The organism is Pseudomonas sp. HY2-MNA-CIBAN-0224 (assembly GCF_040310285.1).
GTDB lineage: Bacteria > Pseudomonadota > Gammaproteobacteria > Pseudomonadales > Pseudomonadaceae > Aquipseudomonas > Aquipseudomonas helleri.
The window spans coordinates 1-260 of record NZ_JBEOPQ010000659.1; the positions used below are offsets into that span (position 1 = coordinate 1).

Annotated in this window: 1 protein-coding gene; it reads right to left on the reverse strand. The window is 53.8% G+C overall.

Annotated features, from left to right (window positions below; translation table 11 throughout):
• The coding region (locus AAEZ03_RS27955; protein WP_502947980.1) for a hypothetical protein at positions 1–260 on the reverse strand (260 nt) is incomplete at both ends.

Genomic DNA, 260 nt, shown 5'->3' on the forward strand with positions numbered 1-260 from the left:
CTGATAGACTGCGGCTCAGGGCGGTAGCTTGGGTCTTTTAAGGTCTCAGGGCCGAGCTCATCTAAAGGCTGACCATGACGCGCGGTTAGATATTCGCTGACATCGAAGCCAATACCGCCAGCGCCGATGACTGCCACCGTATCGCCGACTGATTTTTCACCAGAGAGCAATTCGGCATAGCTCATCACTTGTGGCAGCTCAGCACCTTCTAGCTTGCCTTCTAAGCTTCTTGGTACTACGCCTGTCGCAACGATGACATG